Consider the following 24853-nt stretch of genomic DNA (forward strand, 5'->3'; position numbering starts at 1 on the left):
TGGAGGAAGGTACCGGTTTGCCTACAGGGTTTCCCCTACAACTCGTAGGACGGTCTTGCCCAGGCCCAGGAAAGGCGAGAACGATTCGCGCGGGCGCGTGGTCACCAGCCAGACGCGCAGCGTAGTCAAGGAGGGGCAATGCAGCCTCGTCTCGTCGCCGTGGCCGCCACGGCATTGATCCTGGTCATATCCCCGGCCGGCATAGCGGCGGCCGGGCCGGGCGGCTCGGCCCGCCCGATGCCCTACCGCCACCTCAAACAGGCCGCCGCCGAGCACGCCGCCCAGGTGCGGGCGCTCGCGGCCACCGGTCAGAAGGCCGCGGCCGACGAGGACGAGGGCGGGGGCGAGGACCCCGAGGAGATCGCCGAGCAGGCCGAGCAGTGGGCCGAGGCCCGTTCGGCGCCGGGGATCGTCGCGCCCGGCGCCTACTCGGCAGCCTGGCAGCAACAGCAGAGCCTGCCGAGCACGCCCGGCGCCTGGAACCACCTCACCGACATCAAGTACAACTCGGACGATCCCCGCTACCGCGACATCGAGAGCAACTCGTCCGGCGGCGCCGGCCTGGTCACCGGCCGCGTCACCGGCCTGGCCGCCGACAACTCCGGGTACGTCTACGCCGGCGCGGCCAACGGCGGCGTGTGGCGGTCGAGCAGCGGCGGCGGCCACTGGCGGCCGATCTCCGAGAAGCTGCCCTCGCCGTCCACCGGCGACCTGCGGCTCGACTCGCGCGGCCGGCTCTGGTACGCGACCGGCGAGGCCAACACGAGCGCCACGTCGTTCGTCGGCACCGGCGTCTACGTGCTCGGCAACCCGCGCTCCGGGTCCTTCAGCCCGGCCGACCGGGTCGGCGGCACCGAGCTGGAGAGCACGATCATCCGCAAGCTGCGGTTCATCGGGAACACCGTCTGGGCCGCGACCAGCAGCGGCGCCTGGACCCACTCGCTGAGCAACCTGCACGGGCCGTGGACCCGGGTGTTCGCGCCGAACCCGGCCTTCCTGCCGGGCGGGGCGAGCGCCGCCGACCCGAACGCGCCGTACAAGAACATCGTCAACGACTTCGCCGTCGACCCGCGGCATCCGGGCACCGTGATCATCGCGGCCGGCTGGCGGAGCGGCGACGACTACAACGGCTTCTACACGCGTACGGCCGGAGGAAGCTGGCAGCGAACGACGCTGGCGGGACTTCCCTCGGGGTCCGGCGACGTCGGCCTGGTCACCTTCGCGGCCGCGGCCGACGGCTCGCGGCTGTACGCGATCGAGCAGTCGCCGACGCAACTGGCCACCAACCCGGACAGCGCGCTCGGCGGCTTCTACGTGTCGAAGAGCGGCTCGCCGTTCGGGCCGTGGGTGCTCGGCGCCGACTACCTCGAGCTGGCCGCGTCCGGCTCGGCGCTGACCGATCCGGGCTACATGCCGGGCATCCAGGCCTGGTACAACCAGTTCCTCCAGGTCGACCCGGCCGACCCCACGCACGTCTGGGCCGGTCTCGAGGAGGTCTTCGAGTCGACCGACAGCGGCATGAGCTGGACCACTCCAGGGCCGTACTGGAACTTCGACTTCCCCTGCTGGAGCATCGACCCGTCGAAGCAGACCGGCGACTGCCACCAGACCGTGCACGCCGACCAGCACTCCGTCGCGGTGGGCCGGGACCACGGCAAGCCTTATGTCGTGGTGGGCGACGACGGCGGCGTCTACCAGCGGCCGGTTCGCGGGCACCTGGACCAGTACTGGCACGGCACCGACTGGACCTCGCTCAACGACGGCACGATGGACGTGCTGCAGTACTACTCCGTCGACAGCGGACGGGACCGCGGCGGCCTCGCGATCTCCGGCGGCCTGCAGGACAACGGCGAGTCGGTGCTGCGTCCCGGCGACCGGGTGATGGGCTCCGACTTCGGCGGCGACGGCGGTGACACGATCGTCGACCCCGCAAACGGCTGCAACATCGCCGAGGAGTACGTCTACCTGGATGTCTGGGTGACCAACAACTGCGCGGTCAACGACGGGTCGTGGACCGAGGACCCGTCGCTGGCCACCAGCTACGAGGTGGCCCCGCCGGACGCCGACGACGGTCTGGCGCGGTTCATCGCCCCGATCACCCAGGACCCGCGGAACAGCCGGGTCTGGGTCGCCGGCGGCCAGCACGTCTGGCTCAACACCCTCGGGTACGCGATCCGTGACGGCGAACAGTGGACCAGCCTCACCGACCTCGGGGCCGGGCATGTGGCGACGGCCGTGGCGACCTCGGGCGGCTGGGCGTACGCGGCCTGGTGCGGCCCCTGCAACAACCAGGGATTCGCGCGCGGCATCGCGGTCGGCCGCACCGACGGGACCGGCTGGCACCAGCTGACCCTGCCGGTCGACGGCACGGTGCCCAACCGGTACATCGCGGGCATCGACATCGACAAGTCCGACCCGCGGCACGTGCTCATCGCGGTCAACGGCTTCTCCCGGAAGTGGACCGAGGGACCCGGCGCGGGTGTCGGCCACGTTTTCGAGTCCCGCGACGCGGGCGCCACCTGGACCGACATCTCCGGCAACCTGCCGGACGTGCCGGCCAACTCGATCAAGATGGTCTCCGGCGGCGGCCTGGTGCTCGGCACCGACACCGGCGTCTTCTACCGCGCGCCGCACCGCACCGGCTGGTCGGTGCTCGGCCGTGGCCTGCCGACCACGGTGACCCTGCAAATCAAGATCGGACCCGACGGCAAGGTGTACGCGGCGACGCACGGTCGCGGCCTGTGGGCGTTCCGGCTGTAGGGAGCCCGCTGGTAGAAGCGAGGATATGTGGGCTGAACACACTGCCCGGACCGGGCCGGTGGTGGGACGCTTCGGCGATGGAAGAGGTAACGGTTGCCGTCCGCGGCATTTCGCTGAACGTCCTGCTCGCCGGCCCGGCCGGCGGTACCCCCGTGCTGCTGGTGCACGGCAACTGCTCGTCCGCCGACTTCTGGCGGCCGCTGCTGCGGCACCTGCCGCCCACGGTGCGGATAGTGGCGCCCGATCTGCGTGGTTACGGCCGCTCCGAGACCGCGCCCGTCGACGCCACCCGCGGCCTGCGCGATTTCGCCGACGACGTGGCGGCCCTGCTGGACGACCCGTCGCTGTTCCCGGGCGGCGGCCCGGTCACGGTCGGCGCCCACTCGATGGGCTGCGGCGTGGCCATGCAACTGCTGATCGACCACCCGGATCGGGTGTCGGCGCTGCTGCTGGAGGCGCCACTGAGCCCGTACGGCTTCGGCGGCACCCGCGACCTCGAAGGCACCCCGACCACCGCCGATTTCGCCGGCACCGGCGGCGGCGCCGCGAACCCCGTGTTCGTCAGCCGCATCGCCTCGGGCGACCGTGGGGCGGACGGCCCGACCAGCCCGCTGAGCGTGCTGCGCAGCGCCTACGTGGCCGACCCCGCGTCGCTGGGCGAGGACGAGCAGTTGCTGCTCGACACGGTCCTCTCGACCGCGATCGGCGACGACAACTACCCGGGCGACAGCAAGCCGAGCGACAACTGGCCCGGCATGGCCCCCGGCGACCGGGGCGTCCTCAACACGATGGCGCCGAACCACTTCAACGTCGCCGCCGACCTGGTCGCGGTCCCGGCCAAGCCGCCCATCACGTGGGTGCGCGGCGACAAGGACGCGATCGTCTCCGACACCTCGTTCTTCGACCTCGCCTACCTGGGCTCGCTGGGCGCGGTCCCCGGCTGGCCCGGCGCCGACGCCTGCCCACCCCAGCCCATGGTGAGCCAGACCCGGGCCGTCCTGGACCGCTACGCCGCGGCCGGCGGTGCGTACACCGAGGTCGTCTACGAGAACTGCGGCCACTCCCCGCACGTGGAGCGCCCTACCGAGGTCGCGGCCGAGCTGCTGAAGGTGCTCTAGACCTGGCGGTCGCGGCCGGCGATGACGCCGGCTATGCCCTGGGGGATCATCAGGGCGACCATGAGGGCCAGGGGTACCCGCCAGCCGTTCGTGTGGTCGTGCAGCAGGCCGACCAGGATGGGACCGGGGATGGCCAGCAGGTACCCCACGCCCTGGGCGAACGCGGAGAGCCGGACGACCGTCGCCGGGTTGCGGCCGCGCAGCCCGATCATGGTCAGGACCAGGGGGAACGCCGTGTTCACGACGCCCAGCAGGACCGCCCACAGCCAGGGCGCGGCGGCCGGGTCCCACCACAGGCCGAGGTAGCCGGCGACGCCGAACAGGGCCAGCACCGCCGCCATCACGCTCTGACTGCGCACTCGGCCCGCGACCGAGGAGAGCACGAAGCCGAGCGGTACTCCCAGCAGCGAGGTCGAGGCGAAGAGCAGGCCGGCCTCGTCGGCCGATAGCCCGGCGTCCCGGTAGATCTGGGGGAGCCAGCCGATGATCACGTACGCCGAGGTGGACTGCAACCCGAAGTACACGGCCAGCGCCCAGGCGACCGGGTGCCGGCTCACGCGCACGAGGTCGTGAGTCCCCGCCACGGCTGAGGTGTCGTGGCGCTCCCGGGCCAGCGGGATCCAGGCCGGCAGCGCGATCGCGGCCAGCACCGCCCAGCAGGCCAGGCCCAGCCGCCAGTCACCGCCGAAGGCGTCGGTCAGCGGCACGGTCGCGGCGGCGGCCAGGGTCGCCCCCAGATTGAGCGCGACCGTGTAGAGGCCGGTCATCGTGCCGACCTGGGTGGGGAACTCCGCCTTCACCACCATCGGCAGCAGCACGTTGACCACCGCGATCCCGGCCAGGGACACCACGCTGAGCAGCAGGAACAGGGCGGTGTTGGGCGCGTAGGCGCGCAGCGCGAGACCGCCCGCCAGCACGGCGAGGCCGACGATGATGACCCGGGCGGCGCCGAACCGGCGGGCCAGCCGGGGCGCGGCCAGGCCGAGCACCGCGAAGCAGAACGCCGGGATCGAGGTGAGCAGGCCGGCGACCGTCGAGCTCATGCCGAGCCCGGAGCGGATCTCGCTGAGCACCGGGCCGATGCTGGTGACGGCCAGGCGCAGGTTCACGGCGGCCAGCAGCAGGGCGACCACGGCGACGACGACGGCCCGCGTGCGTGCGGGCCGTGTACTGGTCAGCTCCTCTTCGACGTTCACCACTTACACATCATCGGCGTTACACGCCGGAAACGCGTCAGGGAGTGCCCGCCTTCACACCGCTTCCTGCTCGCGCTCGATCTGCTGGTTCCACTCGCGCTTCGAGGACTGCCAGCCGTCCTCGTTCAGGCCGAGCCGCCAGTAGCCGGAGATCGACAGCTGGTCGAGCGGGATCGCGCAGTCCTTGCGCAGGAAGGCGCGCAGGTCCTTGACCAGGTGGGCCTCGCCGTGCACGAACGCCTGCACCTTGCCGGGCGGGAACTCGCAGGCCCGCACCGCCTGGGTGAGCAGCTCGCCCACCCGGCGCCGGCCCCGATGCAGCCAGACGATCTCGGCGTCGGCGGAAGTCTCCAGCTTTTGCTCCTCGTCGGGGCCGGGGACCTCGATGAACGCGCGCACGATCGCGCCCTCGGGCATGCCCTCCAGCGCCGCGCCGATCGCCGGCAGCGCGCTCTCGTCGCCGGCCAGCAGGTGCCACGCGGCGTCGGGGCTCGGGCGGTACGCCCCGCCGGGGCCCATGAACGTGACCTGGTCGCCGGGCCGGGCGCCGACCGCCCACGGTCCCGCGATGCCCTCGTCGCCGTGGACCACGAAGTCGAGCCACATCTCGGGGATCTCGGGCAGCCAGCGACGGACCGTGTACGTGCGGACGACCGGCCACGTCTCGGGCGGCATCGTCTCGCGGATCACGCTCTGGTCGAACGGCTCGGGATAGGTGACGCCCGGCCGCGGGAACAGCACCTTCACGTAGTGGTCGGTGAACTCGCCCGCGTTCACCGCCCGGAGCCCCTCGCCGCCCACAACGACGCGCACCATGTGCGGGGTGAGCTGCTCGACTCGCGTGACGGTCGCCCGGTGGGCGGGCCGCGCCGGCCTGTTCGGCATGCTGATCCTCTTCCGCTCGGCTGATCGCCTCGTCGTCGGTAAGGCTACCCTCACATTCATTCACCTAACACGCCGGAAGGGGCGGCCCGCATCGTGCGGACCGCCCCTTTTCGTTTTCCGGGCTGTTTACTCCCAGGGGGTGCCCGGGCGGCGCCGGCGGGTCAGCGCCATGACCGCGAGGCCCGCGAGCATCAGCACGACCGCGCCGCCGAGGAAGGCGACCGTGTTGTTGCCGGTCAGCGCGAGCACGCCGCTCTTGGAGTCGGTGTTGGTGGTCTTCGCGGCCACCTGGTCGACCGTCGGGGGCTCGTTGCCCGAGTTCGCGACGCCGTCGTCGTTCGAGTAGGTGTAGTCGCCGCCGGTGGCCGCCGCCGAGCTCTTGCTCGCCTTCGGCTTCGCTTCCTGCGTGTTCTCACTCTGGGCGGTGTCGTCCGAGTTCGTCTCGTCCGAGGCCGCGTCGTTGTCTCCCGTACGCGTGGAAGCCGGCGCCTCGGTCTTCTCGGTGCTCGGCGATGTCGTCCTGGTCGTCGACTCGGCCTTCTTGGTGGTGGAGGTGGCCGGCTTCTTGGTGGTCGGGGTCGCCTTCGGGGTGAAGTCGTCCTTGGTGGTGGGCTGGGTGGCGCCGGTCGTCGGCGCGGTGGTGGCCTGGGTCGGCGGCTGCGTCGGGGCGGTGGTCGCGCCACCGTTGTTACCGCCGTTGTTGTTGCCGCCCGTGTTCCCGCCACCGTTGTTGTTACCGCCGGTGTTGCCGCCAGTATTACCGCCCGTGTTCCCACCGCCGGTGTTGCCACCGCCCGTGTTCCCGCCGCCGGTGTTGCCGCCGCCAGTATTACCGCCGCCGCCGTTGTTCCCGCGGGCCGCGCGGACCGTGATCCGGACCGCGTCGATGGCGGGCGTCTCGTTGGCGCGCTCCATCATCGGCACGCGGTGTGAGCCGTCACCGGCCCACGAGGCGCACTGCGCGGTGCCGATGGCCGGCATGCCCGGCACCTGGATGGTCACCTCGTCGGGGGTCTTGCTGCCCTTGCCGTCCTCGGTGGCCACGAAGAACGCGGGCACCGGCGACGGGTCGGGGGCCTCGGTCGTGTTCGGCAGCATCCGGCATGCCGTGTGGAAGTGGCCGCGCTCGATACCGTTCGCCAGGACGGAACTCTCCACGTAGTACCCGCCCTTGCCGGCCGCCAGGAAGCGGTCGCGGACCAGGTTCCGGGTGCTGACCTTGAGCGTGAACGGCGTGTTGACCGTGACCTGCCGGGGCGCCGCGGTGATCAGCAGCGACGTGTTGTTCGCCGCGGAGCTGACCTCGCCGAACTCGGTGGAGACGCAGCGGTCGCCCTTCTGGAAACCGTCGTGCGCCTCCAGCTTGCTGTCCACGCATGTGTCGGTGAGGATCACCTGCCCGTTGACCACCTTGCCGGCCCCGCTGCCCGCGGGCGCGTCGTTCTCGGCGGCGCTGGAGATCGTGGTGAACGCGACGACCGCGCCCAGCGCGGCGATGACCGCACCGACCGCGAGGAGCCGCCGGTTGCCGCCAGGTGCGGCAGCACGGCGGTAAGCCGACCTACGCATGCGCGATACCTCTTCTTCGAAGAATCCGTCCGGCCCAGAGACAACCGGCCCCCAGACGGTAAGAGGAGGAACCCCGAATAGCAATTGAGACTGCGAATTTGATGAATTCTTGTCCCGAACTTAAAGAAAAGATATGCCGCGGCCCGCGAACCCCGAGCATCCTCCGAACGGATGATGTCCGGAGTTCAACAAGATCACAAGAAATTTCGCTGACCAGCGGACATTCTTGCTCGCCGATCTACAGCCCGTGACGGGCCGCTCGCAGCCCTAAAGGTAGACCATGACCGGCGGATAAGAGCTATGAATCACCTGGGAGTGCAATTCACGGGCCTGCTCCGTTTAAACAGCGGGCCAAAAGCCTCGGGATTCGTACGCGGAACGCAGCGCCGGCAAATCGTCGGTCATGATGCCGTCGACGCCGAGGTCGAGCAGCCGCAGCATGACGGCCGGGTCGTCGATCGTCCACACGTGCACCTGCAGGCCGATCCGGTGGCAGTACGCGACGAACCGCCGATCGGCCACCGGCACCGGACCGTACCGCCGCGGAACCTGCGCGGCCACCACGTTCGGCGGCAGCCTCAGCGCCGTCCCGGTCAGCGAGGCGATCCGCAGCAGCGCCACCATCCGCATGCCGAGCGAGGTGGCCACTCGCGGCCCGGCCAGCGCCCGCAGCCGGGCCAGCCGCTCGTCGCTGAACGACGCGAGCAGCACCCGGTCGCCGGCCTTCGCCCGCTTGATCGTCTCGACGGCCGGCTCCGCGCCGCCGTCCGCCTTCACGTCGATGTTGAACCGGATCTCCGGCCAGGCCCCGAGGATCTCGTCGAGCCGGGGGATGGCCGCCGCGCCCCCGATTCGGACGGTCGCGAGGTCGGCCCAGCGCAGGTCGGCGACCCGGCCGTCGCGCCCGGTCAGCCGGGTCAGATTGTCGTCGTGGAAGACCACGGGAACGCCGTCCGCCGTGGCGTGCACATCGGTCTCGACGTAGCGGTAGCCCAGCTTCACTGCCCGCTCGAACGCCTCGGCCGTGTTCTCGTCGCCGGTCGCGGCCCCACCGCGGTGGGCGAAGGCGAGCGGCGCGGGCGCGTCCAGGTAGGGGAACACGCCGAGATCGTACGGTGTGAACATGTCCTCCTACGACGTGATCGTGGCCGGCCTCGGCGGGATGGGCAGCGCCACGGCGATGCGGCTCGCCACCCGGGGCGTACGCGTGCTCGGTCTGGAAAGGTTTGCGGCGGCCCATGCCCGGGGTGCGAGCCACGGCGGGTCGCGGATCATCCGGCAGTCCTACTTCGAGGGCGCCGATTACGTGCCGTTGCTGCTGCGCTCCTACGAACTGTTCGACGAGCTCGCGGCCGACTCCGGGCACGACCTCATCACGCTGACCGGCGGCGTGATGATCGGCCGGCCGGAGTCGCGCACGGTCGCCGGCAGCCGGGCCAGCGCCGAGCGGTGGGGCCTCGCGCACGAGATCCTCGACGCGGCCGAGCTGCGCCGGCGCGTACCGACGCTGGCCCCGAAGCCCGGCGAGATCGCGCTGTACGAGTCGAAGGCCGGCTTCGTGCGTCCGGAGCTGACCGTGATCGCGAATCTGGAGCTGGCCGCGCGGCGGGGCGCCGACCTGCGGTTCCACGAGCCGATGACCTCGTGGGAGCCGACCGCCGACGGGGTGCGCGTGGTGACCGGCCGGGGCACCTACACCGCCGGGCAGCTGGTGATCACGCCCGGACCGTGGGCGCCCGGGCTGCTCGCCGACCTGGGCGTGCCGTTCCGGATCGAGCGGCAGGTGCAGTTCTGGTTCCGGCCGCGCGGCGGGGTGGCCCCGTTCCTGCCGGAGCGGCATCCGATCTACATCTGGGAGGACACGGACGGCGGCCAGATCTACGGCTTCCCGGCGATCGACGGTCCGGACGGCGGCGCCAAGATCGCATTCTTCCGGCGTGGCGCCGAGACCACTCCGGACGATCTGGACACCGAGGTGCACCCGGGCGAGGTGGCCGAGATGGCGGACTACTGCGGCGAGCGGCTGCCCGGCCTGCCCGCCGAGTTCCTTCGGGGCGAGCCGTGCCTCTACACGCTCACGCCGGACGGGCATTTCGTCATCGGCCGCCACCCGGCGCATGCGGCGGTCACCGTGGCCTGCGGTTTCTCGGGGCACGGATTCAAGTTCGTGCCGGTGGTCGGCGAGATCGTGGCCGACCTCGCGACCACCGGCGGCACCGCGCACCCGATCGCGCTCTTCGACCCGCGCCGCTTCGGCGGAAGTCCAATTTGAGGTAAATAAACGCGACTCGCTAACGCGGCTCTGCGCGCTGTCCTACTTTAGGCCGGTCCAAGTTGGGCAAATCACCCGAAATGGAGCGCACAACCGTGTTTTCTTCACGTTCCTCGAGATTGGCTCGCGGCGGCCTGGTGGCCGTTCTCGCCTTCTCGATAACCACGGGCGCGGCGCCCAGCGGCGCCTACGCCGCGGACGACGAGCCGCTGATCAACTTCCCGACGTTCGCCGGCGCCTCCAAGATGCTGGACCGCAACGGCACCGCCGACCTCATCACCTCGTCCGGCCGCCTTCACCAGCGCATCCTGCGGATGACCGCCGGCGGGTTCCGGCAGGCCGGCTCGGCGTGGGCCAGGACCAAGCTCGACCTCGGGCAGTCCTTCGAGTCGCGGTTCAAGGCGTACCTGCACCACGCCAAGCCCGGCGCGGACGGCATCGCGTTCCTCGTGCAGAACGACGGGCCGCGGGCGCTCGGCGGGTGGGGCGGCGGCCTCGGCTACCGCGGCATCACCGACAGCGTCGCGGTCGAGTTCGACACGTTCCAGAACACCAACGACCCGAGCAGCAACCACCTGGCCGTCGTGATGCACGGCAACCCGGACAACCACTCGGCCGTCGGCGAGCCGTCGATCCCGCTCTACGGTCGTCCGTTCTGGGCCCGCGTGGTCTACGACGCTCCCAGCAACGACCTGCGCATCTACGTGAAGTCGCTGCGGGCCGGCTCCGACGAGGAGCTCGCCCTCGAGACCACGGTCGACCTGGCCGACGAGGTCGGCGCCCGCTCGGCCTGGGTGGGCTTCACCGCCGCGACCGGCAGTGCCCTCTCGAAGCAGGACATCTACTCGTGGACGGTCGAGGCGCCCGGCGCCTGATCGACCCTCGTCGCGGCCGGGGCCCGCCGCCTCAGCGACACCGACGGCGGCCCGGCCGCGCATCCGCCCGCAGCAGCAGCACCGAGCTTTGGAGAACTGTCATGTCCACGGTCCCCTACGTTCGCCGATCGGCCGGAACGGAGACCGAGCTGCCCCAGGTGGTCGTCCCTTCCGGCGAGCCCCTGGTGAGCGTCATCGTCCCGGCCCTCAACGAGGCTCGGAACCTGCCGTACGTGCTGGCCCGGCTGCCCGAGGTCGACGAGGTGATCCTGGTCGACGGTGGCTCGACCGACGACACCGTCGGCGTCGCCCGCCGGCTCATGCCCGGCATCCGCGTCGTCACGCAGAACCGCCGGGGCAAGGGCAACGCGCTGGCCTGCGGCTTCGCGGCCGCCACCGGCGACATCCTGGTGATGATCGACGCCGACGGGTCGACCGATCCGAAGGAGATCCCGAGCTTCATCGCGGCGCTGCGCGGCGGCGCCGACTTCGCGAAGGGCTCCCGGTTCCGCGGGTCCGGCGGCAGCGCCGACATCACCCGCCTGCGCCGGGCCGGCAACAAGTGCCTGAGCATGCTGGTCAACACCATGTTCCGGACGCGGTACAGCGACCTCTGCTACGGCTACAACGCGTTCTGGGCCCGGCACCTTGACGTGTTCGGCCTGGACAGCACCTCGCCGGCGCCCGAGCGGGGCGACGGCCGGCTGTGGGGCGACGGCTTCGAGATCGAGACGCTGCTCAACCTGCGTGCGGCCCGGGCCCGGCTGCGCATCGTCGAGGTCGCGAGCTTCGAGCAGGCCCGCATCCACGGCGAGAGCAACCTGAACGCGCTGACCGACGGCATCCGCGTGCTGCGGACGATCGCCCGGGAATGGCCGCGGCGCCGGTCGGGCCGGCGCGTGGCGGAGCGCGCCCGGTGAGGATCGGCGTCGTCACCAGCGCGTACCACCCCGATGTCGGCGGGGTCGAGACGCACTGCCGGCGGCTGTGCGCGGCGCTGGTCGCGGCCGGCGACCAGGTCGAGGTGCTCACCCAGCACGCCACCGCGGCCGAGGAGACGCTCGATGGGGTGCTGGTCCGCCGCTTCCCGCTGACCGTCTCCGCCTCGAACTACCGTTTCTCGCTCGCCCTCTGGAAATGGCTGCGCGCCCACGCCGGCCGGTACGACCTGCTGCACGCGCACAGCTACCACGCGCTCGCGGCGTTGCCGGCCGCGCTCACCAACGACACGCCGCTGGTCTTCACGCCGCACTACCACGGGACCGGGCACAGCCGGCTGCGGGCCGCGCTGCACCCGATCTATCGCCCCGTCGGCCGCCGGATCGTCGCCCGTTCGAACCGGCTCATCTGTGTCACGCGTACGGAACGGGAGTTGTTGATCCGGCATTTCCCGGAGGCGGCCGAGCGGATGGTGATCATCCCGAACGGCACCGATCCGGTGCGGGTCGTCGAGCCGATCGAGGACGGGCCCGGCCGCAGCATCCTCTGCGTCGGGCGGCTCGAACGGTACAAGCGGGTCGACCGGGTCATCCGGGCCATGCGCCACCTGCCCGACGACCACCGGCTCGACGTCGTCGGCGCCGGGCCCGCCCGCGAGGAGCTGGAGCAGCTGGCCGGGCGGCTCGGCCTCGACGGCAGGCGGGTGATGTTCCATGGGCGGCTGCCCGACGACGCGTTCGCGGGGCGGATGGCGGTAGCGGCGGCGGCCGTCTCCGCGTCCGCGCACGAGGCGTTCGGCATGGCCGTCGCGGACGCGCTGACCGCCGGGATCCCGACCGTGGCCTCGTTCATCCCGGCGCATCGCGAGCTGGCCGTGATGGCCGGCGACGGGGTTCCGTTGTGGCTGGTCAACCCGGACGACGAGGCGGCGCTCGCCGACGCGCTGCAGGTCGCGGCGTCCACCCGGCGGGTCACCCACGGCAGCAACGCGCTGCCCACCTGGAGCGATGTGGTGCTGTCCACCCGGGAGGTGTACGCGAGTGTCGCGCCCCGGGTGCGGCTCATCCAGCAGAGCGGAGCGGGAGCCGCCGACCGATGACCTTGACCGCTCCCGCTGTCGGCTCACCCATTGCTGAGGAGAAGCCCCGGAAGATCGGGCAAAATGCCTGGTGGGGGGCCGCTCTCACCGCCGCGGGCGCGGCCGGGGCGGCGGCCCTGGTCGCCGCCGACCGCGCCGCCGAGTGGGGCCGGCCCGGCGCCTTCGGCTTCTTCTGGCTGGGGATGCTGGTCTTCACGGTCCCCGCCGTCTGGTGGATCTGCCGCCGCGAGACCACGCCGCTGCTGCGCACCTCGGTCCTGATCGCGTACGCCTGCTTCACCTATCTCCCCAAGCTCCTGCGTAACCCGACCGGTCCGCTCTACCACGACGAGTTCGCCCACTGGCGCCAGAGCCGCGTGATCCTCCTCGACGGCCGGCTCTTCGACCCGAACCCGATCGTCCGGGTGATCGGCGACTTCCCCGGCCTGCACTCCACGGTGGCCGCGCTCTCCGCGCTGACCGGCGCCTCGATCTGGCACTCCGCGCTGGCCGTCCTGATCGCCGCCCACCTCCTCGTGGTGCTCGGCGTCGCGGTGCTGGCCGGCCAGATCTGGCGGGACGGCCGCACGGCGGCGGTGGCCGCGATCGCGTACAGCCTGAACAGCTCTTTTCTCTTCTTCGACACCCAGTTCGGGTACGAGTCGCTGGCCGTGCCCCTGATGATCTGGACGCTGGTGACCCTGCACCGGGCGATGCGCGCCACCGGCCGCCGCGACCGGGCCGGCTGGTCGGCCACCACGGTGCTGTTCTCGGCCGCGACGGTCACCACCCACCACCTGACCGCGCTCGGGCTGATCGCGATCATGCTCGTCTTCTCGGCCGCGGTCACCGGCCGCCGCGGCGCCGGCCCCGCCGCCTGGACCGCCTGGGCGCTGACCGCGGCCGCCGCCGGCCTGACGGCCGGCTGGCTGTTCTGGGTCGCCCCGAAGACGGCCGGCTATCTCGACCCGTACCTGGGCCGGGCCCTCGACCAGATCGCCGACATGGCCAACGACGGCGGCTCGGGCGGCCGGACCCTGTTCAGCAAGTCGGTCGCGCCCTGGTGGGAACAGAAGGCCGCGTTCGCCGCGCCGATCCTCGCCTTCGCCGCGATCGTGGCCGCCGCCTGGCGCCTGCGCCGGCATCGCGATCCCGACCCGGTCGGCCGGGGCGCCGCGGTCGCCGCCCTGCTGGTCGGCGCCTGTTACTTCCCGGCCGCGCTGCTGATCCTCACGCCGTCGGGTGCCGAGGGCGCCCGCCGTTCCTGGGCGTTCAGCTACCTCGGCCTCGCCCTGGTCGTGGCACCGCTGGTGGTGGCGTTGCTCGATCGCTGGGCCCGTCTCGCCGGGCCCGCGCTCGCCGCCCTCTTCGCGGTCATGCTGGTCGGCAACACGGCGGCCGGCATGAACCCGTCCTATCGCTTCCCGGGCCCGTCCGCGTACGGCTCCGACACCCGCTCGATCACTCCCGAGGTGCTGGCCGCCGCGAACTGGCTGCGCTCGACCCAGGGACGGGGCCTGCGGATCGTCGCCGACCGTTACTCCGGGCTGGTCTTCGGCTCGTACGGCGGCCAGTTCCCGGTCACCGGCTCGGTCACGTTCCCCACCTACGACCTGTACCTCGCCGAGCCCGGCCGGCCCGTGCCGCAGCCGCTGATCACACAGCTGAGCTCGTGGAACTTCGGCTACCTGATCGTCGACCGGCGGATGGCCGAGGAGGTGCCCGAGATCGGCATCTACTTCGAGACCAACGAGCCGATCCCGCACGACGGCCACCCGGCGTTCACGCTCGGTCAGCTCACCAAGTTCGACTACACACCGTGGACGATCAAGATCTACAACAGCGGGGACATCGCGATCTACCGCTTCGACTTCACGTCGATCGACAGCCCGCTCGGGGGTCCCCGGTGACCCTGCGCATTCTCGCCGCCGCCGTGGCCGCGGCCGGTCTGCTCGCGCTCGGGCTGCCCGTGCTGCTCCCGGTCGTCGCGCTGGTCGCGCTGCTCGCGGTCGGCGAGTTGTGGCTGCGGGCGCTCGGGCTGAGGGAGCGGCCGCTCGGGCTGGCCGTCGTGTCCGGCCTGATCAGCCTGCCGATGATCGCGCTCGTGCTGCACCTGACCGGCGTGCGCATCGAGGCGCGCACGCTCGCCGCCGGTCTCGCCGCGCTGGCCCTGCTGCTGGGCGGGGTCGCGCTGCTGCGGGAGCGCTCCGGCCCACCGGTGGCCGACCCGGACTTTCCGCGCACGCTCGGCGCGATCGCGATCTCCGGGGTGGTCGCCCTGGTCGTCGGGGGTGCGGCCACTTTCGCGTACGTCCGGATGCCGCACCCGCCGCAGCCCGGCTACACGAGCGTGGCCCTCGGTGGCTGGGCGGCCGACATCGACCGCCCGGTCGCCTTCCCGCCGCGCGGCCTCGAGGTGCCGATCCGGGTGAGCAGCGCCGGCGAGCCGGACGTGGTCGCACCCCTGTCGGTACGCGTCGGGGACCGCCCGGCCGGCCCGCCCCGCCCGGTGACGATCAGCGCGGACAGCACCCGGGCGGTCCAGGTCCACGTGCCCGCCCCGCCGGACGGCTGCCTGCACCGCATCGAGATCAGCCTCGGCGCGGCGAGCACCGTCTTCTACGGCCGCGGGCCGGGCCGGCCGTGTTAGCCCGCGTCGGCCGGGACTCGCTGGCCCGCAACAGCGTCCTGATCATGCTGAGCACGGTCGGCACCAGCGGGCTCGGCTATCTCTATTGGATGATCGCGGCCCGCGAGCTGCCCCGGTCGGCGATCGGCACCGCCACCGCGCTGATCTCGGCGGCCACCGTGGTCAGCATGGTCGCCAACCTCGGCCTCGGCCACATGTTCATCCAGCGGCTGCCCGGCGCGCCCGCGGCCACCTGGTCGCGGATCGTCAGCGCCGGCCTGCTGCTCGGCTGCGCGGCCACCGCGGCGGCCTCGCTCGCGGCGGTGCTCGTGCTGCCCCGGGTGGCCGCCAACTTCGGCTTCCTCGCCGGCCCGGCCGGCACGGCGGCCCTGGTCGCCACCGCGGTCGCGCTGACCGCATCGATGCTGCTCGACTACGTCTTCGTTGCCCACCGGGCCAGCCAGGGCATGCTCTGGCGCAACCTCACGCTGGCCGGCGGCAAGCTCGTGGTACTGGTCGGCCTGACCGCCGCCGGCCTCGGCTCGGCCTGGGCGGTCGTGGTCGCCTGGACGCTGCCGTCGCTGGCCGTCACCGCGTACACGCTGCGGCGGAGCCTGCCCCGCCTTCGTCCCGGATATCGCCTGGCCGGCGCCGGTCTCGGCGCCGAACTGCAGTACGTGCGCGGCTCGCTCACCGGCCACCACCTGATCAACCTGGCCCAGGCCGGCCCGAGCGCGCTGCTCCCGGTGCTGGTCACCGCCCGCCTCGGCGCCGCCGACAACGCCCACTTCTACATGGCCTGGATGACCGCGTCGGTGCTGTTCATGGTGTCGCCCGCGGTCGCCTCGGCCCTGTACGCCGAGCGTACGAACGCGGGCGGCCGCTCGGCGTCGCTGCCCCGGGCCGCTCTGGTCGTGCTGGTCGTGATCGGCGCGCCCGCGACCGGACTGTTCCTGGCCGGCGGCTGGATCCTGACGCTGTTCAGCCCCGCCTACGCGGCCGGCGGCGCGACGCTGCTGAAGATCCTGGTCCTGGCCGCTGTCCCCGATGCCATCACGAACCTGGCCGTGGCCCACTGGCGCTCGCAGACCGCGCTGCGTCGCTGCCTGCGCCTCAACCTGCTGATGGCCGCCACCTGCCTGACCCTCACCTGGCTGTGGCTGCCGAGGTTCGGCATCGAGGCCGCCGGATACGCCTGGCTGACCGGGCAGTCGCTGGGCGCCCTGGCCGTGGCCGTCCACGCCCTGCACGGGCGGCTGTGGCCGGTCACGCGGGAGGACGGGACACCGCGCGGCCGGTCGGCGCCGCGTCCCCGGCAGCCGCGAGCCGCGCGCCCGCCGCAACATCCGATCGTCCGAGGCCGGCCCGCGATGCCCTTCCCGAGCCGGAACCGCCGCCCCTCCCCGCACTCCCGCCCCCGATCGCGATCTTGGAGAGCACCGTGAGGATTCTGCAGCTGGCCAACCTCTACGCCCCCGTCATCGGCGGGCTCGAGCGCAGCATCGCCACCAGCAGCGAGGAGCTGGTGCGGCGCGGGCACGAGGTCACCGTGCTCACGCTGGCCACGCCCCGGGCGCCCGCCGACGAGACCCGCAACGGCGTGCGCGTCGTCCGGGTCCGCAGCGTCGCCAACACGCTGCTGCCCCGGATGAACCAGGACCCGGCCAAGCCGTTCCACCCGACCGCGCCCGACCCGCTGACCACCGCCGACATCCGCCACGAGCTGCGGGCCGGGCGTTACGACGTCGTGCACAGCCACGACTGGCTCATGTACTCCTACCTGCCGCTGCGGCACGGCCGGGACGGGCGCCCGCACGTGCACACCGCGCACGACTTCGGGCTGGCCTGCGTCAAGAAGGACTTCGCCCAGCAGGGTCGGGGCTGCACCACCGGGCCGCGGCTGTCCCGCTGCCTGTCCTGCGCGTCCGGGCAGTACGGCCGGCCGCGCGCGGCGGTGCTCACCGCGGCGTTGCGGGCCCACCGGCACCGGGGGATCGACGCGCTCACCGCCATCTCGCCGTCGGTGGCGCGGGCACTCGACCAGGCGCGGCTGCCGGCCGGGCTGCCGGTGCGGGTCGTCTCCAGCCTGGTGCCGGACGGCCTCGACGAGCTGGCCCGCAACACGCCGCGGCCGGACTGGCTGCCCGATCGGCCTTACCTTCTGTTCGTCGGAGCACTCGGGCCGCACAAAGGTATAGACGTTCTTTTCGCCGCGTACGGCAAGTTGGTCGAAGGATGGCGTGGCACCGAGCCGCCGCCGGACCTCGTCTGCCTGGGCACCCGCCGGGCCGACACCCCGCCGATCCCGCCCGGTGTGCACGTGCGGCACGACGTGCCGCACGCCCAGGTGATGGCCGCCTGGCACGGCGCGGCGGCCGGGGTGGTTCCGTCGATCATGGAGGCGATGGGCCAGGTGGCGGTCGAGGCGCTGCTGGCCCGCACCCCGCTGATCGCCTCCCGCACCGGCGGCCTCGCCGACATGATCCGCGACGGCGAGAGCGGCCTGCACGTGCCGCCCGGCGACGTGGACGCCCTGCACGCGGCCCTGTCCCGCCTGCTGTCCGACCCCGGCCTCGCCGACCGCCTGCGTCAGGCCGGCTATCGGCGGGGGCTCGACTTCACCGCCGCCCGCGTCGTCCCCCAGATCGAGGAGATCTACCGTGCCTGCATCTGACCGTCCCCCCAATGCCCGGCAGCGCATTGTCGTCGTCGGCTCGGGCTGGCGCTTCCTCTCCGGAATCAGCTATTACACATGCCGTCTGTCCAATGCGTTGAGCAATAGGTATGACGTCGGCGCGATCCTCATGCGGCAGCTGTTGCCGACCCGGCTCTATCCGGGGCGAGAGCGGGTCGGGCAGCCGCTCAACGACCTGCGGTACGACGACCGGGTCGAGGTCTTCGACGGCGTCGACTGGTGGGGGCTGCCCAGCCTGGTGCGGGCGGTCTGCTTCCTGCGCCGTTTCCGGCCGGACGTGCTGGTTCTCCAGTGGTGGACCGGGACGGTGCTGCATTCCTACCTCGTGCTCTGCCTGGTCGCTCGGATGTCCGGGGTCCGGGTGGTGATCGAGTTCCACGAGGTGCAGGACACCGGCGAGGCGCGGTTCCGCTGGGCCTCGGCCTACGTGCGCAAATGCATCAGACCCCTGCTGGGTGCCACGTCCGGCGTCGTCGTCCACTCGCGCTTCGATCAAGAGACACTTCGGCAGACGTACGCCCTGAGCACGGTCCCGCAGGTCGTGGCGCGCCACGGCCCGTACGACCACCATGTCGCGCCGGCCCAGCGGCAGGCCGACCCGGGCGAGTCGCGCCGGATCCTGTACTTCGGCACGATCCGGCCGTACAAGGGTCTCGAGGATCTGATCGACGCGTTCGAGCTGCTCCCGGACGACTGGCGGCTGACCGTGGTGGGGGAGACGTGGGAGGGCTGGACGCTGCCCGCCGACATGATCGCCGCCAGTCCGGTCCGCGACCGCATCGAGTTCGTCAACCGGTACGTCACCGACGCCGAGGTCAACGACTTCTTCGCGGCGGCCGGCCTGGTCGTCCTGCCCTATCGGCGCAGCTCGGCCAGCGGTCCGCTGCACATCGCGATGAGCCACGGCTTGCCGGTGGTGGTGACCGCGGTGGGCGGCCTGGTCGAGGCGGCCGGCGACTACCCGGGTGTCCGGTTCGCCCCGGCCGCCGACCCCGCGGGCCTGGCCGCGGCGATCCGATCGGCGGCGCCGCTGATCGGGCGCCGGCACAGCGACCCGTCCTCCTGGGAACACACGGTGCTGGCGTACGACGACCTGCTCACCCGGATCGGCGTGGGGTGACCTGCGGCGTCCAGCCTCGCGGGCGTCCGGAACATGCGAAGACGCCGCCGCCTCCGGGTTCGGAAGCGGCGGCGTCCTCGGTTCGCGCGCGCGGGGTCAGGAGGCAGTGACCACCACGTCGTCGAACCAGACGGTGCCGGTGTTGGCACCCGACTTCAGGTGGATCTGCATGCTGGCCGAGCCGGCCGGGGCGACCCCGTCCACCGTGAGCTTGATCCAGCCGGTGGTGCCGTTCGCGAGCGACGCCGACGAGGAGCCGCCGAGCCACTTGTCGTTGATGTCGAACCAGCTCACCGCGATCTGCGACGCGCCCGTGGTGCCGTTGCCCCTGGCCCACACCTCGGCGTGCCACTTCTGGGCGGGCTGCACGGGCGTGATCGGGGCGACGCGGTAGGACGGCGAGCCGGCCGAGGTCTTGCCGGTGTTGGTGAGGCTGACCGACCATTTGCCGGTGTGCGCGGCGGACTGCGTCTTCACGGCCCCGCCGAGCTCCGGCATGAACGGGCGCCACGGGGTGAGGCCGGCCGTGTTCTCGAAGCCGTTGTCGAACAGCGTGCTCGGCAGCGCCGTGTTGGTGAACTCGGCCTTGACCACGGCCGCGGCCGCCTTGGCGACGCCGTTGGTGCGGTAGAGGCCGTAGTTGTACTGGGCCGGGAGCTTCGACACGGCCGAGTCCGGGATGGCGCCGGACGCGAAGTCGTTCAGCGTCCACGGCGAGACCGACTGGATGCCGGCCACCTCGGCCGCCTCGAAGACCCGGGCCAGGAACGCGGCCTGCTCGCCCTCGGTGTTCTGCAGCGTGTTCAGACCGGCCTCGCCGATCACGATCGGGGCCGGGGAGACCGCCGACTGCGCCTGACGGATCATCGCGAGCGCCCGCTCGGAGTTGCCGTAGAAGTGGTAGTCGTAGTAGTCGAGCGGGGCCGCCGCCAGCGCCGTCTTGATCTTCGCCATGCCCGTGGGGCCGGCCGCGCCGTCGACCGAGAAGGTCAGCGGCATCGTCGGGAACGCGGCCCGTACGGCCGGGACGATCTTTTTGGCCCAGGCGACGGCCGCGGTGTTTGTCGCGTCGAACTCGTTCTGCAACTCGACCGAGATGACCCGGGGGTCGTCCTTGTACGGCTTGAGGATCGCGGCGGCCCAGGCGGTGCTGCCGGCGACGTCCGAGTAGTCGCCCCACCAGTCGAACAGCGTGAGCTTCACGGTCATGTTGCGGGCGGCGGCCAGCTTCACGAAGAGGGCGAGCCGGTCGGTGTAGAGCGTGCTCGGTGTCGGGTACCCGAACGTCGCCGGGAAGACGATCGCCCGGACGCTGGTGGCGCCGAGCGCCTGCGCCTTCGCGAGGTCCGCGTCGATCTTGGCGGAGTCGAAGCTCGACCACATCTTCGACCAGCCGGCCGTCGACGGGTAGTAGTTGATCGCCTTGGCCGTCTTGACCGCGGCGAGGCGGGTGGCCAGCGTCGGGGTGGTGGCCGCCTTGACCGTCGCCGGCGTGGTCGTCTTGGTGGCCGGCTTGGCCGCGGGCTTGGTGGTTGCCGCCGGCTTGGCCGCGGGCTTGGCGGCCGTCTTCGCGAGGGCCGGAGTGGTGGGAAGGGCAAGGCCGAGCATGACCGTCGAGGCGATTATTGCGGCGCGGCGGCGGGAAAGCTTCACTTCGGTCGGCCCTTCGTCGGGTATCAGTTCGGTAGCGGCCCCTCTCATCGGCGGGTAGCAGTAGTGGTGTCGAAGAATCCTGATTGCATCGACGGTGCGGCTCGGTGGCAGGACGGTTGCCCGCCACGCGCATTTCCCGTTCCGGTCGATGGTTAGTCAGCGTTGAGCTGCGGAAACGTCTTTTCGGACGGTCGAAGTGGAGTCCCGCCGAAGGTTGCGGCCCGGTGGCGGGCCACCCGGATCGGCTTTCACCGGGCCGGTTTCCGCATCGTCGCGGGCGATGTGGACGACGTCAGGTTGCCAAACGGTTCGGTCGTCAGGGTTGCGGGTAGGTTCGCGGCGTCCAGACCCGGCTCGTGCCGTCGGCGGCGGCGACCGCGCGCGTCTGCGTCGAGCCGATCAGCAGCAGGCAGCGCATGTCGACGGTGGCCGGGTCGAGCGCCTCCAGCGTGGTGACCCGCATCGACTCGGCCGGCCCGCCGACGTCCCGCCCGATCACCACCACGGTCTGCGGATCGCGGTGCTCCAGCAGCAGCTCCCGGGCCCGCACCAACTGCTCGGTCCGCGATCTCGACGCCGGGTTGTAGATCGCGATCACCAGATCGGCCGCGGCCGCCGCGACGATCCGCCCCTCGATCACCGACCACGGCTTGAGCCGATCCGAGAGCGACAGCACACAGAAGTCGTGCCCCAGCGGCGCACCCGCCCGGGCCGCCACCGCCTGCGCGGCCGTGATCCCCGGAACGATCCGGACCGGCACGTCCTTCCAGGCGGGGTCCTCGGCCACCTCGAGCACCGCCGCCGCCATCGCGAACACCCCCGGGTCTCCCGCCGAGACCACCGCGACCCGCCGCCCCCGCTTGGCCAGATCGAGCGCGAACGCGGCCCGCTCCGCCTCCACCCGGTTGTCCGACGGGTGCTTCCGCTGCCCCGCCCGCACCGCGACCCGGTCAAGGTAGGGCCCATAGCCCACCAGGTCATCGGCCTCGGCGAGCGCGTCCCGAGCCTCCGGCGTCAGCCACCGCGGGTCGCCCGGCCCGAGCCCGATCACCGCGACCCCACCCGCACCGCTCTCCCCGGCGGTATAGCCGCTCCCCCCGGCGGCATCCCCGCTCTCCCCGGCGGCATCCGCGCCGGCGGCGCCTTCCCCGGTGGCGGTGCCGTGGGTGTCGGCATTCCTCTCGCCGGCCAGCCCGTTCTCCCTGTCCCCGGCGAGCGCGGCGTCCCTCGCCCCGGCGAACGCGGCGGCGGCCGGGCTCGGCAGCATGGCCAACGAGAAATAGGGCACGGTGTCCGGGTCGACGCCGGCGATCGGGGCGATGCGCTCCCCGGCCGTTGTGGCGCGCTCGACGTACCAGGCGTCGTCGAGGCGGCCGGACCGCTCCAGGGCCTCGCGGACGTTCGCAAAGGTCCGTCCCAGCTTCATGACCACGGCCGACTCGGTCGCGGCCAGGTGGGCGGCCAGGTCGTCGGCGGGCAGCGTGCCGGGGAGGATCGTCAGCACCTCGTCGCGCTCCATGAGCGGCCGGCCCAGCGCGGCCGAGGCGGCGCTGACCGATGTGACGCCCGGGACGACGGTGGTCTCGTAGCGATCGGCGAGGCGCTTGTGCATGTGCATGTAGGACCCGTAGAAGAACGGGTCCCCCTCGGCCAGCACGACCACGTCACGCCCCGCGTCGAGGTGCGCCGCGAGCCGCGCGGCCGCCTCGGCGTAGAACTCGTCGATCGCGCCCTGATACCCGCCCGGGTGATCGGTCGCCTCGGTGGTGACCGGATAGACCAGCGCCTCCTCGATCTGCCCCGGCCGTAGATGGGCCTCGGCGATCGCCCGGGCGTTGCTCCGCCCGTGCCGGGCCGAGTGATAGGCCACGACGTCGGCGCTCTCGATCAGCCGGGCCGCCTTGACCGTGATCAGCTCGGGATCGCCCGGCCCCACCCCGACACCACTGAGCCGTCCGGTCCTGGCCCGCCCTGCCACGCGCGTCACTCCACTTCCGAGGCGAGGGCGTTGACCGCCGCGGCCGTGATGGCGCTGCCACCCCGCCGCCCCCGCACGATCAGGTGTTCCAGGTCGGAGGCCGCGAGCGCCTCCTTCGACTCGGCCGCCCCGATGAACCCCACCGGAATCCCGAGCACCGCCGCCGGCCGGGGCGCCCCCGCCGCCACCATCTCCAACAGCCGGAACAGCGCGGTCGGCGCGTTCCCGATCGCCACCACGGCCCCGCCGAGCCGATCGCCCCACAGATCGAGTGCGGCGGCGCTGCGCGTGGTACCCAGTTTCGCGGCCAGCCCCGGCACGGCCGGGTCCCGAAGCGTGCAGATCACGTCGTTCGCCGCCGGCAGCCGCTTGCGCGTGACCCCCGACGCCACCATCTCCGCGTCACACAGAATCGGAGCCCCGTCGAGCAGCGCCTTCCGAGCCGCGGAGGCGACGTTGGCGCTGTACCCGATGTCGCCCACCAGGTCGACCATGCCGCACGCGTGAATCATCCGCACCGCCACCCGAGCCACATCCTCGGCCATGCCGGAAAAATCCGCCTCGGCCCGAATAGTGGCAAACGACCGCCGATAGATCTCCGCGCCGTCGCGCTCATACTCCATCAGGCCCTCCTAGCAGCGGAAACAACCTCGGCGAGGTCACCGTCAACAACCCGACCGCGCACCGCATAACCCACCGGAGTCGCCTCGACCCGTACGTGCGGACCCGAGGGCGAACCACACCCCCGCGCACACCCGACCCAATGCACGGGAAGCCCCTCCCCGTAGCGGGTCGCGGCCAGAGCATCGGCCCGCACGTCCGCCAGCGATTTCGCACAACCGGGCCGCCCCGCGCACGCGGTAACCCCGGACCAGCGAGAATCTGCCCCAACCGGCAACCCGGCCCCAGCCAGCGCGGCAAGCCATTCGTCGGCCGCTTCCGGCAGCAGATCGGGGACGACCACCCCCCGCGACGGCGTCAGCACCAGCCGATCGGCCCCGGCCAGAACCCGGATCTGCTCACCGGTGAGCCGCCCCAACGGCACGATCGTCCCCACCGCAACGCACCCATCCGCCTGCGACAAGACCCCGATCGCGCCCGCCGCGCCGCGCCCATCCGCCTGTGGCGGGACCCCGATCGCCGATCGAGCCTCGCCGTCCTCATCCCGCATTCCCGATATTTCGGCTTCGTCGGTTTGGCGCGGGAGGCCGAGGGCGGCGCTGACGAGGTCGGCCATACGGCCGGGGCCGCCGGGAAGCTCGGCCAGTCGCCAGGGCGGCGGCATCGCGATGGCTCGCTCGGCCAGGAACGCGTGGGCGCCCGCCAGCAGTGCCTCCACCACGCGGTCGGCCGGCACGCGCAGACCCTCGTCACGCCCGGCAAACAGAATCGCGAAGGCTCCGGCCGTGGGCGCGCCGCCGGCCGTGGGCGCGACGCCGGCCGCGGGCGCGACGCCGGGCGTGGGCTGGGCGCCGGCCGTAGGCGGGGGGCCGGGTGTCGGTGGGGCTCCGGGCACGGGCAGGGCAGTTAGGTCGGCGGCGAGCGGGACCTGGCCGAGGGCGAACAGGAAACGGCCCGGCAGGTTGGCGAGGGCCGGGTCGGCGCAGAGGGCGTCGTCGAGGGCGGTGACCAAGGCGCGAAGCTCGGCGCTGGCCAGTGGGGGTGCGGCAATGTTGCGTACGGTCTCGTGGGTTTCTGAGGGCAGTAAGCCGGCCGCATGCAGGCGGGCTGCCAACGACGCGGGGTTTGCCCTGGTCAGGGCCCTGAGCTGGACATTTGCCCGCGAGGTCAGCTCCAGGCCGCCATCCCCCCACTCGGCGGCGATCGCGCCCAGCTCGGCCAGCTGGGGGCCGGTGAGCATGCCGCCGGGCAGGCGGACACGCGCTAGCGGGCCGTCGGCCGCGGCGTGGAGCCGGAGCGCGCCGGGGCAGGCGTCGGTGTCGGACTGCCGAATCGGGTGGGGCACGGCCCGGATACTACGGAGGAGGACCGACACGAACGCATGCTCGGGTCGGCATCGTCACACCGGCGAGCCCGGCTTGACGGCGATGAGCGCGGGCCGGAAGGGTGGGGGGCCACGAGCGGC

At 72.2% G+C, this 24853-nt stretch carries 19 protein-coding genes; 11 read left to right on the forward strand and 8 right to left on the reverse strand.

The features are described 5' to 3' along the window. Nucleotides 1–138: 138 nt before the first annotated feature. Together A3CQ_RS0117800 and A3CQ_RS0117805 are read left to right on the forward strand one after the other, a co-directional pair. Complete coding sequence (locus A3CQ_RS0117800; protein ID WP_020512302.1) at nt 139–2760, forward strand: hypothetical protein; 2622 nt, start codon at nt 139–141, stop codon at nt 2758–2760. A 77-nt stretch (nt 2761–2837) separates the two neighbouring features. After that, a complete protein-coding gene (locus tag A3CQ_RS0117805; protein ID WP_020512303.1) occupies nt 2838–3878 on the forward strand; it encodes an alpha/beta fold hydrolase in 1041 nt (346 codons plus the stop codon). Here the strand turns inward: A3CQ_RS0117805 and A3CQ_RS0117810 are convergent. The 4 genes from A3CQ_RS0117810 to A3CQ_RS0117825 all read right to left on the reverse strand — a co-directional run bounded on the left by A3CQ_RS0117810 (nt 3875) and on the right by A3CQ_RS0117825 (nt 8653). Next, nucleotides 3875–5077 carry a CynX/NimT family MFS transporter gene (locus tag A3CQ_RS0117810; protein WP_020512304.1) on the reverse strand — a complete coding sequence of 401 codons (1203 nt, stop codon included), beginning with the start codon at nt 5075–5077 and terminating at the stop codon, nt 3875–3877. The two genes, A3CQ_RS0117805 and A3CQ_RS0117810, sit on opposite strands and share 4 nt — an antisense overlap. A 51-nt stretch (nt 5078–5128) precedes the next feature. Beyond that, nucleotides 5129–5959 (reverse strand): siderophore-interacting protein, encoded by an 831-nt coding sequence (locus A3CQ_RS0117815; RefSeq protein WP_020512305.1) that lies wholly within the window; start codon nt 5957–5959, stop codon nt 5129–5131. A 126-nt stretch (nt 5960–6085) separates the two neighbouring features. Beyond that, nucleotides 6086–7528 (reverse strand): hypothetical protein, encoded by a 1443-nt coding sequence (locus A3CQ_RS64220; protein WP_020512306.1) that lies wholly within the window; start codon nt 7526–7528, stop codon nt 6086–6088. Nucleotides 7529–7867: 339 nt separating this feature from the next. Then, entirely contained in the window at nt 7868–8653 is a 786-nt protein-coding gene (locus A3CQ_RS0117825) for a glycerophosphodiester phosphodiesterase family protein (RefSeq protein ID WP_020512307.1), read from the reverse strand. Between A3CQ_RS0117825 and solA the strand changes: the two genes are divergently transcribed. The 9 genes from solA to A3CQ_RS0117870 all read left to right on the forward strand — a co-directional run bounded on the left by solA (nt 8652) and on the right by A3CQ_RS0117870 (nt 19136). Next, a complete protein-coding gene (gene solA, locus A3CQ_RS0117830) occupies nt 8652–9800 on the forward strand; it encodes an N-methyl-L-tryptophan oxidase (RefSeq protein WP_020512308.1) in 1149 nt (382 codons plus the stop codon). The genes A3CQ_RS0117825 and solA overlap by 2 nt on opposite strands. 137 nt (nt 9801–9937) lie before the next feature. Next, a complete protein-coding gene (locus tag A3CQ_RS0117835) occupies nt 9938–10675 on the forward strand; it encodes an L-type lectin-domain containing protein (RefSeq protein ID WP_020512309.1) in 738 nt (245 codons plus the stop codon). A 101-nt stretch (nt 10676–10776) separates the two neighbouring features. Next, nucleotides 10777–11595, forward strand: a complete 819-nt coding sequence (locus tag A3CQ_RS0117840; RefSeq protein WP_020512310.1) for a glycosyltransferase family 2 protein — start codon at nt 10777–10779, stop codon at nt 11593–11595. Next, entirely contained in the window at nt 11592–12713 is a 1122-nt protein-coding gene (locus tag A3CQ_RS0117845; protein ID WP_040432563.1) for a glycosyltransferase family 4 protein, read from the forward strand. Before A3CQ_RS0117840 ends, A3CQ_RS0117845 begins: the two co-directional genes overlap by 4 nt. Then, complete coding sequence (locus tag A3CQ_RS0117850) at nt 12710–14602, forward strand: putative glycosyltransferase family protein (RefSeq protein WP_026205819.1); 1893 nt, start codon at nt 12710–12712, stop codon at nt 14600–14602. The genes A3CQ_RS0117845 and A3CQ_RS0117850 overlap by 4 nt, the downstream gene beginning before the upstream one ends. Beyond that, nucleotides 14599–15342 carry a hypothetical protein gene (locus tag A3CQ_RS0117855; protein WP_020512312.1) on the forward strand — a complete coding sequence of 248 codons (744 nt, stop codon included), beginning with the start codon at nt 14599–14601 and terminating at the stop codon, nt 15340–15342. Before A3CQ_RS0117850 ends, A3CQ_RS0117855 begins: the two co-directional genes overlap by 4 nt. After that, nucleotides 15336–16766, forward strand: coding sequence for a lipopolysaccharide biosynthesis protein (locus tag A3CQ_RS0117860; protein WP_020512313.1), 1431 nt, complete (start codon nt 15336–15338; stop codon nt 16764–16766). Before A3CQ_RS0117855 ends, A3CQ_RS0117860 begins: the two co-directional genes overlap by 7 nt. Next, nucleotides 16763–17995, forward strand: a complete 1233-nt coding sequence (locus A3CQ_RS0117865) for a glycosyltransferase family 4 protein (protein ID WP_026205820.1) — start codon at nt 16763–16765, stop codon at nt 17993–17995. The genes A3CQ_RS0117860 and A3CQ_RS0117865 overlap by 4 nt, the downstream gene beginning before the upstream one ends. Further along, nucleotides 17982–19136 carry a glycosyltransferase gene (locus A3CQ_RS0117870; protein ID WP_026205821.1) on the forward strand — a complete coding sequence of 385 codons (1155 nt, stop codon included), beginning with the start codon at nt 17982–17984 and terminating at the stop codon, nt 19134–19136. Before A3CQ_RS0117865 ends, A3CQ_RS0117870 begins: the two co-directional genes overlap by 14 nt. A 96-nt stretch (nt 19137–19232) precedes the next feature. Here A3CQ_RS0117870 and A3CQ_RS0117875 read toward each other — a convergent pair whose 3' ends face one another. The 4 genes from A3CQ_RS0117875 to A3CQ_RS0117890 form a co-directional block, all read right to left on the reverse strand. Continuing rightward, on the reverse strand, nt 19233–20789 hold the full coding sequence (locus tag A3CQ_RS0117875) for a glycoside hydrolase 5 family protein (protein ID WP_040432546.1): 1557 nt from the start codon (nt 20787–20789) through the stop codon (nt 19233–19235). Nucleotides 20790–21105: 316 nt separating this feature from the next. Further along, nucleotides 21106–22767: a precorrin-2 C(20)-methyltransferase gene (locus A3CQ_RS0117880; protein WP_026205823.1), complete on the reverse strand. Its 1662-nt coding sequence runs from the start codon at nt 22765–22767 to the stop codon at nt 21106–21108. Between the two features lie 5 nt (nt 22768–22772). Continuing rightward, nucleotides 22773–23390: a precorrin-8X methylmutase gene (locus A3CQ_RS0117885; RefSeq protein ID WP_020512318.1), complete on the reverse strand. Its 618-nt coding sequence runs from the start codon at nt 23388–23390 to the stop codon at nt 22773–22775. Then, the gene (locus A3CQ_RS0117890; protein ID WP_245577255.1) at nt 23390–24733 is read right to left on the reverse strand and encodes a ferredoxin-like domain-containing protein; all 1344 of its coding nucleotides are present in this window, start codon (nt 24731–24733) and stop codon (nt 23390–23392) included. The genes A3CQ_RS0117885 and A3CQ_RS0117890 overlap by 1 nt, the downstream gene beginning before the upstream one ends. Between the last annotated feature and the right edge of the window lie 120 nt (nt 24734–24853).

This window comes from Paractinoplanes globisporus DSM 43857 (assembly GCF_000379645.1).
In the GTDB taxonomy this organism is placed as follows: domain Bacteria; phylum Actinomycetota; class Actinomycetes; order Mycobacteriales; family Micromonosporaceae; genus Actinoplanes; species Actinoplanes globisporus.

Excerpts from the sequence above, each read along its gene's own strand:
- A3CQ_RS0117885 (WP_020512318.1), bottom strand. The coding sequence starts at position 23,390 with ATGGAGTATGAGCGCGACGGCGCGGAGATCTATCGGCGGTCGTTTGCC.
- A3CQ_RS0117840 (WP_020512310.1), top strand. The coding sequence starts at position 10,777 with ATGTCCACGGTCCCCTACGTTCGCCGATCGGCCGGAACGGAGACCGAG.
- A3CQ_RS0117825 (WP_020512307.1), bottom strand. The coding sequence starts at position 8,653 with ATGTTCACACCGTACGATCTCGGCGTGTTCCCCTACCTGGACGCGCCC.
- A3CQ_RS0117815 (WP_020512305.1), bottom strand. The coding sequence starts at position 5,959 with ATGCCGAACAGGCCGGCGCGGCCCGCCCACCGGGCGACCGTCACGCGA.
- A3CQ_RS0117800 (WP_020512302.1), top strand. The coding sequence starts at position 139 with ATGCAGCCTCGTCTCGTCGCCGTGGCCGCCACGGCATTGATCCTGGTC.
- A3CQ_RS0117850 (WP_026205819.1), top strand. The coding sequence starts at position 12,710 with ATGACCTTGACCGCTCCCGCTGTCGGCTCACCCATTGCTGAGGAGAAG.
- solA (WP_020512308.1), top strand. The coding sequence starts at position 8,652 with ATGTCCTCCTACGACGTGATCGTGGCCGGCCTCGGCGGGATGGGCAGC.
- A3CQ_RS64220 (WP_020512306.1), bottom strand. The coding sequence starts at position 7,528 with ATGCGTAGGTCGGCTTACCGCCGTGCTGCCGCACCTGGCGGCAACCGG.
- A3CQ_RS0117805 (WP_020512303.1), top strand. The coding sequence starts at position 2,838 with ATGGAAGAGGTAACGGTTGCCGTCCGCGGCATTTCGCTGAACGTCCTG.